We start from the raw sequence: 10,996 nt of genomic DNA, 5'->3' as shown, positions 1-10,996 counted from the left end.
ATCGCCCAACCGGCACAAATGATGAAGCAGAAAGATAAAAGCGTAGCCGGGTTGCGCAAGGGCATCAGCTCGGTAAATGCCCCAGCGGTAATGGCCCTGGGGTTTTCACCGTGTGAATCGCAAAGTTGCTGCGAATATCACTCACACCCGGCAACTTGAGCAGGCTGCCGGTCAGGAAGCGCTCATAACCGCGCAAATCCGGCACCACCACCTGCAGCAGAAAATCCGATTCGCCTGACACCAGAAATGCCGAAATCACCTCGGGCAATGCCGTTACCGCCAGACGAAACGCTTTGGCCTCTTCATCGTTGTGGCGCTCGACCTTGACCCCGACAAACACGGTCAGCCCCAGCCCCACTTCGTCGCGATCCAGGTTGGCTTGATACCCGCGAATCACCCCGGCCTCTTCCAGCATCCGCACCCGGCGCAGACACGGCGAAGCGGACAGGCCGATCTCGTCCGCCAGTTGCACGTTACTCAGGCGACCGTCGCGTTGCAGCGCGGCAAGGATTCTGCGGTCGTAGGCGTCCAGTTTCATGGTTTGGCAGTTCCCGACTGTTTTTATTCATTGATTGGCAGAAGCTGCCAAGTCTAGCTGTTTCCAGGCGCGACTACGCAACCACCTGCCCTGCCCTTCGGCCCTAGACTTTGATCACCGAATCGCTAACGAATGGGGTGCAGCATGGCAGAGCTCTGGATGTTCTTTTTGGCCTTGGCAGTGGTTTACCTGTTGCCCGGCCCGGACATGATTCTTCTGCTGCAAACCGGTGCGAGGCAGGGCAAAGCCGCCGCGCTGGCCACCGCTATTGGCCTGGCGATTGCCCGGGGTTGCCACGTTGCGCTGGCAGCACTGGGCCTGGCGACGCTGTTCAAGGCTGCACCCTGGACCTTTGAAGTGGTGCGCCTGGCCGGCGCGGCCTACCTGCTATGGCTGGGGATTCAATGCTTGCGCTCAAACCTGCTGCCGAACCTGAATGCCAACGGCACAGTCGCTGCGAAGCTGGCGTGGCGCGAGGCGATCCAGCGCGGCTTGCTAACCAACCTGCTCAACCCCAAGGCGCTGCTGTTCTGCTCGGTGCTGTTGCCGCAGTTCATCGACCCGCAGGCAGGGCCGGTGCTAACGCAGTTCGCGACCCTTGGCGTGTTGCTGGTGGTGGCCGGTTTGCTGTTCGACAGCGGTTACGCGCTGATCGGCGCCTGGCTCGGTCGCTGGTTTGCGCGCAGCCCCTCGGCGCAGCGCGTGCAGCAATGGCTGTTTGGCAGTCTGCTGATCGGTTTTGCACTGCGCCTGACGTTCGTTCAGCAGGCTTAACGATGGGCCTTGCGCTTGTGGCGATTGATCAGCCATAGGGCCAATGCCGTGAACACCACCACAGAACCCATCTGCAGCCACTTTTTATAGGGGCGCAAGGTTGAACGCACGGGCTCCAATACCTGAGTCACGTAACGTTTATCGGCGTTCTGAAAGTCGGGATAAGGGCATCGTTGCCCGAAGTTTATCGCCCAATCCACATAAGGCCCTTCTTTGACGTAACGTTGATAGAAGGCCTTTTCCTCCTCAACGCTGGTGCCAAAACCCGCCGCTGCGCACAGGACCGCCGCGAACGCCATACTGCTGTGGGGCAGCAGGTCCGCCGCCTTGCTAGCCAGGCCTGTAGCAACGTAACGGTAGTGGAAACGTTCGTCCGGCTTGGCTGCGCTGGCCTGTTGGCGTTGCACCTCACCTTGGGAGATCAGCGGCCCGACTTTTAGCTCGGTACGCTCAAGGCTGTAGTTACCGTCAAACGTGGCGTAATCCGGAGCCATTTCATAACCAAGAAGCTCCATACCCCAATGACGAGCAGCCATGCCTGCATTGAAATAAGCCGCTGCACGACGAGTGGGCCACCACGCTGATTCCGCCTCCTGGCGCAGCTCTGCGTAATGTTTGGCCTTGGCCTGCAACTCAGGATTATCAAAGTACGCCGGCGCTTCGTCGTAGCGCTCCTCACGCAGCAATCGACGCCCGAGCAAATCGCGCAAACGTGCCGCGATCGGTACCGGCACATAACGCTCGCGCTCCTGCTGGGTCAATGGCGCGGGCGCTGGCACCTGGCGGTCGACAAACTGCTTGAGTTCATCGACCGTCAGCACCCGCTCCGCGACAACAGCCGCGTCCTCCCAATAGAGATCCTGGCTGCGATACAACTGCTCAAAGGCTTGCAGGTAATCACCGCGCTCCAGCGCCAGCAGCGCACTTTCACCGTCGACCCGGCAGCCGGGTTTGAGCGTTTCGTAGTCGCCGCTGGGCGCCCTGCGATCGCCCCAGTTTTCATCCTGCGGGAAGGCTTTGGCTGCCTTGGCATAGGCGCTGGCAGCCGCCGCCTTGTCACCCTCACGCAACGCCATTTTGGCTCGCAGCCACCAGGCCAGGCCGCCGTCACCGGCATGTTCGAGCAAGGCTTTGGTGGTGGCGTAATCACCGATCTGATAATTCAGCGCCGCCAGGCGATCAGCGTTATCCAGGCTGCCAACGGTGCTCTGGACCAGCGACTTGATCATTTTTTGTTCAGTGGGCGGTTGTTCACCGTACGACCAGCCGACATGACTGATCAACGCCGCCGTGACCAATTGCTGCACCGCTTTGCCTTTGAGCACCTCGTTGAGCTGCGCCTCCGGCATCTCGCCCAGCTCATTCATCAACTGCTTGAGCGAGCTGTAACCGACTTGCGAACCTTGCAGGCTCTGGGTCGCGTAAAGCTCGACGGCGGTGTTCCAGTCGCCGGCCAGACGCACCAGCCGCGCTTCTTCGCCGAGGCTGGCAATGCCCAATTCCTGAGGATCGCTGAAGCCCTCGATACTCAACTGACGAGCCTGCACAAAGGCCTGACGAGCCTGTTGCAGACTCTCGCGGCGCCCAGCTTCATCAAGGTCATTGGCTTCCTGGCTGATCGCGAACAAGGCCCGCCCCAGCGAGTAAGCCGCCCAGGTGCTGCGCAACGCCCGCTGGTCGGCCGGCAGTGCCAGCACTTTGCGGAAATACTCTGCCGCCACGGCATGTTCGCCAGCATTGAAGGCCACGGCGCCGGCGGTGTACAGGCTGAGTTCAGGCGGCAGGCTCGCACCCTCGGCTTGCACCTGTTGTGCATTCTGAAGCGTTCGCAGCTGCGCCACCTGCGCACGTTGGGCGTCGCTCAAACCCTTCTGTTCAGCGGTGTTTCGCGCCTGCACATAAAGATCATTGTCAGCGCCGTAAACGTAGTCGACCGTCATCATCTCGGCAGGCTTCAAACCGGCGATGGCTTTGCCGAGGCGGTTCACTTCGAACCGGAAGCTGCCTTCCGGCAATTCACCCAGGGTCTGTACCCGGTCGCCAAGCAAGCGCAGCGGAAAATCAGGCCCGCAAGCCATCGCGCCGCCCAGCGGCAGACAGAGACTTAAAGCGAGCAATTGACGCGGCCAGTTACGGATAGACATGTGAGCGTCCTTGATCAATTTTTGTGCAGCGCGCCCAACCCAGGGGGCGTTCGGCATCCGCCAGTAAACGTCCGTCTTGAAGGCGGGTAAAGCTGAGCTGTCCGGATGTTTGTTTCACGGCATAACCGTTGAGCGCATCAACCGCATCGCATTCAGACACCGCCAGCGTCACGCGCTCGGGCAGACTACCGTCGAGGTTGCCGCGATTACTCACAGTAATGTCGTACAGGCCGTCATGGCTGGAAAGGTTCAGGTCGAGCTGACTGGCCAACCGATCACCCCGCGCCACCGCGCGTAACGTTACCAGGCTCCACGCGCGTCGGTCGCCCTTGAGCGGCAGACGAAACCAGATCAACCCGGCCAGATGGGGCGGTGGCTCGGCGCGCAATTGGCTGACCAGTTTCGATAGCTGTTGCGGATCGGCCAGCAGCTCACGGCGCTGCCCAACGCGCGCTAAAGGCACCTCGCTTTCGACTATCGGCGCCCCGCCGTCCCCCGGCAGCAATGCGATACCGTAGGCTGGCAGCGCCAGGTAGAAGGGTTTTGCAGTGATCCGGCTCCAGCGCCCGGCCCATTGTTTCGCCCGCGCCGGATCAAACAATCCCTGTTCGGGATTGCTCACTGCATGCACCTGCAACACGCTGCTGTCGACCACCGCCAGCAACCCCGGCAGTTCGGGACTGTCGAGCCAGGCCGGCAGCGCTGTGATGCTCAGTTTCAACGTGGCCGGCAACACGTTGCGCAACCCGGCGAGAAACTCGCGGTAGGCCGGCAGGCGCGCCGTGCCGGCATCGTGGTCAATCTCGACGCCGGCCAGCATCAGGCCCTGAGCCTGCCAATCAGCCACTACGCGCTGGATCTGCGTCGTGGCTTCGATTTGATCCTGCGACTTGAGCTGGCCATCGAGTCGAATCACCGCAATCAGTGGGCGACCATCGTTGTTCAACAACACCGGATTGATCCGCGCACGATGCCAGCCAGTCTGTGGATAAGTCTGCAAGGCGAGCACCCGCAACGTCGAAAAGTCCCCGCGCGATTGCGCCAGGGCCTCGTCATGGGCTTCGGTCCATTGCCGCTGCCAAACGTAAAGTTGTTGATCGAGCGGCGGCGAGTCCTGCTGCTGGCAACCGACAAGCAGCGTAGCGGCTAGTACCAGCGTGCAACGGACTAAGAATATCGCAGACATAAAGGAGTGGAACCTGTGGGAGCGGCGGTCCGGCGATCCCACATGGATTGCGCTGAACTGACTGGTATTAGCCACTCAGGACCGTTTTTTCGTTACACGCTGATGTCGAGCCGACCTTACTCTTTCACCGCGCCAGGGAGGATGTCAGGTGTTGACGGGCGAGACGGTTGGGGGGCGGACTCAGTTTCCAGGTGTGCCAGTTTGCGCCGGGCTATTTCCGCACCCCGGCGGCGCAAGGGCGTTTCGATGAAGCGGTAGTTCAACTCAGCGCATACCAGCATGATTGCCACCGCTGTCAGTAGCAGTTCGGTGGTGAAACCCTGAGCCAGCGCAAGTCCTTGTTCCGTGGCAACCCGCGACCATATTTCAGTGCTCAGGTGATAGGCAAACACATGAATCACGTACAGTGCGTACGAGCGCGAGCCCAGCCACTCCAGCACAAGAGAGAGTGGCGAAGGGCTGAACACATAGCCTTTCTGGTAGCTGGCCAGCCAAACGAGAATGACCGACACGATCGCGACCAGGCCGTAGGCAATCGGTGTCGAACTCAATTGCGCGCCCGTGGCGCCGAGCATATAAAACAAGAACAGAGTCACACCCAGACGCTTGAGCAGGCTACTGCGCAGGACGATCGGTTCCATCTGTTTGTAGAGGTCGGTGCGGGTGAACATGCACAGTAAAATGCCCCACATCATGGCGTCCAGGCGGAATGAAAACAGCATGGCCGCAGGGGCAGGGGCGAACATGTTGCGATCAAGACCGAACTGCGCAGCAATCAGCAGCAGCAACACGATGACTCGCCAGCGCTGCGAGGTAACCAACAATAGGAACAGGGGGAAAATGAAATAAAACTGCTCTTCCAGTGCCAGACTCCAGTAAACGGAATTGGGACCCAGCAACACACCATACTGATTCGCCAGGTTGCCGCTGAAGGTGGCAACTGCAGTGAAACTGCGAACGTTGTTGAACCAGGTATCAAACGCGTTGGATTGGTTATAGAAAATCGAAAAGAACAGCGGAATCAGCACCCAGAGCCAAGCTGTAGGCAGCAGTCGGTACGCACGCCGCAGCCAGAAGGTAAAGGTCGCAAGACCGTAGCTACCCTGCTGCCGGTGTTTGTCGAAGTAGTCCAGGTAACTCTTGCTAACAATGTAGCCTGAGATGCAGAAAAATAAATCCACCCCCGATCCCATGGCATACAGATTGAACACTTTGGAAAAAAAGTCTTTGTAGAACGGCAGCAGCATCGACAGGTGCGCGAAGATGGTCAGGCCAATCGCCATGCCGCGCAGGTATTCGATTTCCAGGTTTTTCTTGCTACTCATCGAACGCTCTACATTCATTATTGGTTTTTATCTGCGGCCGCCAGTCAGCTTGATTGACTGGCATTTGGCATTCAGGCGCCTTGCTGCTCAGCGCTAGGCAGACAGCGGCTTGCGGGCAATGATCACCTGACTTTTTGCCACCGCCGCATCCAGCGCCTGCTTGAGCTGCGGACCACGTGGGGAGTCCAGGATCAGCCGCCACATTTCAGCCCAGTGATTGAGCAGTGGATGATCGGCATTGTAGAGATCGACCTTAGTCTCCCAGAACAGCAGCATCCACATTGACCAGTAGAAGCCGAACTGGCTGTGACTGATCACTTCCAGGCCGGCATCACCCACCATCTGCTTGAACTGCTCTTCGCCGATGACCCGGATGTGATTGGGCTTCTGGAAATATTGCTCGGAGGCAATGTCCTTCTGCAGGTGTTCAGAGCTGGGGTGGGGAACACTGAGCAAGTACAAGGCGCCTGGCTTGCCAACCCGCACCAGTTCCGCGAGAAACTGCGCCGGATCGTCCACGTGTTCGATCACTTCGGTGGACACAATGCGCGTGGCAATGGCGTCAGGCAATGGCAGCGGGTTGCAGTCCGTGACATAGCATTCGATGTCACGCGCCGGGGTGTCCTTGAGGCGCTCGCCGGTGGCGGCAATCTTCACGGCGTCGATGTCGGCGACAATGATTTTCGCCCCGCTCATCGCACAATAATGCACGTTGCCGCCATCCCCACAACCGACGTCCAACACCGTGTCCTCAGGGGAAATATCGAACCCGGTAAACAGCTCGTGGGTTTGCTGATTGAACCAGCCACTGAGCATGGCATCTTCCAGGCCCAGCAGGTAGGAGTTGACCTTGGGCGGGGTGGGTGCCGCAACTTCTGCCTGCATCGGAGCGGTTTTTTTGCCCGCCGTAAGTTTTTTCAGAAGGCTCAGCATGAGGTGGCTCCAGTGTGGGGGTCGCTGCTTGTGTAGGGTTTACGGGCAATAATCACTTGGCTTTTGGGCATGAATCCATCCAGCAACTGTTTGATCGCCAGCCCGTCGGGTTGTGTCAGCAAGTCCTGCCAGGTACGTGCCCAACTCTCCATCAACGGCGAGTACGGCGGCGTGATCCGGTCACGCACCGCCCCGCCCAGGTCACGCCCGCTCGCACGTTCGCTGGCCCAGAAAAAGATCATGCCCATGACCCAGAAAAAGCCTGTGGCCTGACGATGCTCGATCACCAGCCCAGCGTCTTCAACCAACGCGGCAAAGCGCTCCGGGGTAAAGATCTGTACATGGTTGGGTGACTGGAAATAGCTGGCCGGTGCGATGCCCTGCTGCAAATGCTCACCCACCGGCGCCGGCACACTCAGCAGGTACAACGCCCCGGGGCGTCCCATGCGCACCAGTTCGGCCATAAACGGCTCGGGCTGATCGATGTGCTCAAGCACTTCCATGCACACGACCTTGCTGGCGCAGCCATCGGCCAGGGGCAGTGGCAAGCTGTTGCTCACCAGCCCCAGGCTCGGCTTGTCCGACTGGGCTTGCACCTGTCGGGCGAGGTCGCGGACCTTGTCGTGTTCGCTGTCGGTGAAGATCACCGACGCGCCCTGACGTACTGCAAACAACGTCGCCACACCTTCACCGCAACCGACGTCCAGCAAGGTGTCGTCCGCCGTGATGGCGAAGCCCTTGAGCAACTCACCGCTGTCACCCAGAAACCAGCCGTCGAGCACGGCGTCGTGCAGACCCACATCCCTGGGCGAAACCGGGCTCGGCACAATCGGTAACGGTTCGGATTTCACCGCAGGAAACAGGCGTTTCATCAATGCGCGGATCATGCCTTGGGGGTTTCCACGGCAGACACCGCACGGGCCTTGAACAGCCGAGCAAAAAAACCTTCAAGGCGTTGTTCAGCGGTTGCCTGGCTGCAGAAGGTTTCGAGACTGGCCACCGCATGGGCGGACATCTGCGCGTAACGCCCGGGATTGTCTTTGGCAACCTCATAGCTAGCCCGATAAGCCCTGCACAACGACGCCCAATTGGTGACGTAACGCAGGGTGCGGAAGGCCCTTCGCGGGTCGTGAGGCCAGGCGGTCAGCTCATCAGTAGTATCGATCAGGAAAGCGTTGTCGACGTCCAGGTAATCGATCATCGCCGTGGTGCGTGGCGCCACTGCCGGTTTGCCGCAGGACATGAACTCCATCAACGGCAGACACTGGCCTTCACCGTAGGATGTGTTCACCACATAACTGGTAGCCTGAACCAGACGCTCGTAGTCCGCATCCGCGAGGTAGCCGTAAATCAGTACGATGCGGCAGCGATAAGACTGGTTTTTGTACAAGTGGTGAAGAATGTCGGTCAGCGCTTCTTCGGCATCATGGTGGGTGAGTTTGAGCACCAGCGTCGCGTCTTCCACCTCGCGGAAGGTCACGCAGAAGGCACTGAGCATGTCTTCCCAGTTCTTGCGCCCGTCACTTGGGTTGAACACCGAGGTGTAGATCACTCCGTCGAGGACTAAATCGTGCTCGCGAGCCGGCGCCTGGAAATCGATCCCCTCGCCGATACGCAAATGCGCAGGACCAAAGGCACGCAGGTCCAGATGCCGACTGTCCGCCAGCAATCCCCTGATCGTCAATCGCACCTGACGGGCCAGCGACTGGCGCTGTAACTGTGCACCCCGCGAGGCAAAACGGTCCCACACCGGCGCGGGTACTGCCACGATCGGATAATCGGCGCCCATCGCCTCGCGCACTGCATTGACGGTGTAGCTGGAATGGGTGATCGCCGCGCCTGACGCCCGCAATACGCTACGCCAGTCATTGCGTGGTTCACCGGCAAATGGCTCGTTGGGAATGGTACTGAACTCCCACGCGAACACCGCCAGGGTCGGACAGGCAAAATCGACCTGCGTGCGATGAGGCGGCGAGAACGACAGGAACACACAGTCTTCCCCACGGGACAGGCAATCGAGGTACAGGGCATCGACTTCGGTCTGCGGGTCGCGGACTTCCACCACCGTCCCCAATCGCTCCAGCACCGGCCGGTATTCCTTGAGCACGAAGTAATAGCTGTACTCCGAGCGCCCAAGGTTCTGGGCGATGGTGTGCTGGTTGGTTTCCGAATGAATGATGATCAGCATGAGGCGTTATCCGTGACAGCCGTTGCCTGCAAGGTCAGCGGTGCCAGCCCGAAAAAATCCGACAGGCGTTGTTGCACCGGGGCGAAAGCGCAGTAGCCGTGCATGCGCTCGATGGCGGCGCGAGACATACGCTGATAATCCTGCGGTTGCTCCTTGGCCATTCGATAGCTGTTTTCGTATGCCGTTTTCAACGAGCCCCAGTCCGGCCGATAACGCAGGGTTCGGTAGATGATGCGACTGTCCTGAGGCCAGATGGTCAGCTCTTCGCTGGACTCGACCACGAACGCCACGCGCTCGTCGATGTAATCCTCCATCGCCGTGTGGTCGGGGGCGATCACCGGTTTGCCACTGGCCATGAACTCCATCAGTGGCAGGCACAGACCCTCGCAGCGTGAAGCGTTGACATAATAGCTGGCGGCTTCGTAGAGCCGGGCGTATTGCGGATCGTCCAGATAACCGTGCATCACCACCACCCGACAGGCGAACGGCGACAGCTGCGCCAACAAGGTCATCAGTTCGGTGTAGTAGGACGACAGATCATTGTGGGTAATCTTCAGCACCAGCGTGGCGTCCTCGGTTTCGCGGAAGGCCCAGCAGAACGCCGAAATCAGTCGATGCCAGTTCTTGCGACCATCCCGGGGGTTGAACACGCTGACGTAGATCACGCCGTCCACCTCGGTTTCGACTTGGGCGGTGGTGTCGGGAAGATCCATCGGGGCAGGCTCAGGCGCCACAACCGACTGCGGGCCGGCGATGGCCGGCAGGAGGTTGGCCAATCGCTCATGGGCTGCGTCCGACAAAAGATCGCGAATCCCCTCCCAGTACCACTGCCTCAGGAAGTGCGTGCGAGGGACCGGCACCGGTTGCGCCTTGCCCAGATCCAGCGCCCACAGGCGCAGGTAATGGCGAGCAATGACCAAGCGGCGCTTTAGCGTCAGCGGTGGCGGCCGTAAGGCCTCCAGTTCCGCCAGTTGCTCGGCGGTCAGCGGCACAGGAATCAGCGCATCGGCAGACAGCTCGAGCGTGCGGCTATCGAAGATGCAGCCCTTGATGTCGAGGGTCGAGCCCGAGTTGACCGGCCTGCTGGTGTGGCGGCTACGAATGGCCGAGAAGTTTTCCCATATTGGTGTCGGCAAGACCAACACCGGGAAGTCTTCGCCCATGGCCCGACGAATCGCCCGGGCGGTGTGACTGGAGAGCGTGATCACCCGCCCCTGGCGCGCGAGCATTTGCGTCCAGTCCTGTCGCGGATCGTTGTCCCACTGCTCATCGGGAATCGAGTCGAACTCCCAGGCCACTACACAGGTCGTCGGGCACTCAAGGTCGTTCGGGGTTTTCTGCGGCGGCGTGAAGGACAGGAACAGGCTGTCCTCACCGGCGGCACGCAATTGTCGATAGAGGGGATCGACCTCGGCGGTGGAAGACACCACATGCACCCGCCCAAGGCTTTCGAGCACCGGGCGATAAGCCTTGAGCACGAAGTAATAGCTGTATTCGGGCCGACCGAGGCTCTGGCTGATGGAGCTGTCATCGACGTCCGAGTAGAGAATGAAATTCATGGCATCCCACGATGAAACCACCGTCTCGGCAGCCTCACTCTATGACGGCAAAGCTACGGACCGGGTTGGCATTTGCCGGCCCTCGTCCATCGTCTTCTTGCCCGTCTGCGTTCTTGTTTTAGTGGTCAGTTTCGCGGAGTTTCAGAACAACCCTGCCGAACCCTGGACGATCGTGACGAGGGGCATTCTAAACACATCCGTTGAGCATTCGTGAACCGCCCCACAAGAATAAATCAGGCTACGCTGACGAGAACTGACCGGTCACGGTGGGACCTGTTGAAATTGCCGAGCAATTGGCACAGATTGGCTGCCAAACAACTACAACAACGACTTCGCATATCAGAAATTT

9 protein-coding genes are annotated in these 10,996 nt (G+C 59.7%); 1 reads left to right on the top strand and 8 read right to left on the bottom strand.

Annotated features, from left to right (window positions below; all coding sequences use genetic code 11):
* Window positions 1–64: 64 nt before the first annotated feature.
* Complete coding sequence (locus tag HK44_RS22780; RefSeq protein ID WP_019694360.1) at window positions 65–538, bottom strand: Lrp/AsnC family transcriptional regulator; 474 nt, start codon at window positions 536–538, stop codon at window positions 65–67.
* 144 nt (window positions 539–682) lie between these two features.
* Here HK44_RS22780 and HK44_RS22775 point away from each other — a divergent pair, with 144 nt between their 5' ends.
* Window positions 683–1,312, top strand: a complete 630-nt coding sequence (locus HK44_RS22775) for a LysE family translocator (protein WP_019694361.1) — start codon at window positions 683–685, stop codon at window positions 1,310–1,312.
* Here the strand turns inward: HK44_RS22775 and HK44_RS22770 are convergent.
* From HK44_RS22770 to HK44_RS22740, 7 genes are all read right to left on the bottom strand, one after another.
* Window positions 1,309–3,456, bottom strand: a complete 2,148-nt coding sequence (locus HK44_RS22770) for a hypothetical protein (protein ID WP_019694362.1) — start codon at window positions 3,454–3,456, stop codon at window positions 1,309–1,311. The two genes, HK44_RS22775 and HK44_RS22770, sit on opposite strands and share 4 nt — an antisense overlap.
* On the bottom strand, window positions 3,443–4,642 hold the full coding sequence (locus HK44_RS22765) for a DUF3142 domain-containing protein (RefSeq protein WP_019694363.1): 1,200 nt from the start codon (window positions 4,640–4,642) through the stop codon (window positions 3,443–3,445). The genes HK44_RS22770 and HK44_RS22765 overlap by 14 nt, the downstream gene beginning before the upstream one ends.
* 116 nt (window positions 4,643–4,758) lie before the next feature.
* On the bottom strand, window positions 4,759–5,967 hold the full coding sequence (locus HK44_RS22760) for an acyltransferase family protein (protein ID WP_019694364.1): 1,209 nt from the start codon (window positions 5,965–5,967) through the stop codon (window positions 4,759–4,761).
* 93 nt (window positions 5,968–6,060) lie between these two features.
* On the bottom strand, window positions 6,061–6,852 hold the full coding sequence (locus HK44_RS22755) for a class I SAM-dependent methyltransferase (protein ID WP_431357348.1): 792 nt from the start codon (window positions 6,850–6,852) through the stop codon (window positions 6,061–6,063).
* A gap of 41 nt (window positions 6,853–6,893) precedes the next feature.
* Window positions 6,894–7,787 carry a class I SAM-dependent methyltransferase gene (locus HK44_RS22750; protein WP_019694366.1) on the bottom strand — a complete coding sequence of 298 codons (894 nt, stop codon included), beginning with the start codon at window positions 7,785–7,787 and terminating at the stop codon, window positions 6,894–6,896.
* The gene (locus HK44_RS22745) at window positions 7,784–9,088 is read right to left on the bottom strand and encodes a glycosyltransferase (protein ID WP_019694367.1); all 1,305 of its coding nucleotides are present in this window, start codon (window positions 9,086–9,088) and stop codon (window positions 7,784–7,786) included. Before HK44_RS22745 ends, HK44_RS22750 begins: the two co-directional genes overlap by 4 nt.
* The gene (locus HK44_RS22740; protein ID WP_024265136.1) at window positions 9,082–10,647 is read right to left on the bottom strand and encodes a glycosyltransferase; all 1,566 of its coding nucleotides are present in this window, start codon (window positions 10,645–10,647) and stop codon (window positions 9,082–9,084) included. The genes HK44_RS22745 and HK44_RS22740 overlap by 7 nt, the downstream gene beginning before the upstream one ends.
* Between the last annotated feature and the right edge of the window lie 349 nt (window positions 10,648–10,996).

Origin of the sequence: Pseudomonas fluorescens HK44, from assembly GCF_000217955.3 — a bacterium.
GTDB classification, from domain to species: Bacteria; Pseudomonadota; Gammaproteobacteria; order Pseudomonadales; family Pseudomonadaceae; genus Aquipseudomonas; species Aquipseudomonas fluorescens_AQ.
This window is presented reverse-complemented; position numbering and strand designations above follow the sequence as displayed.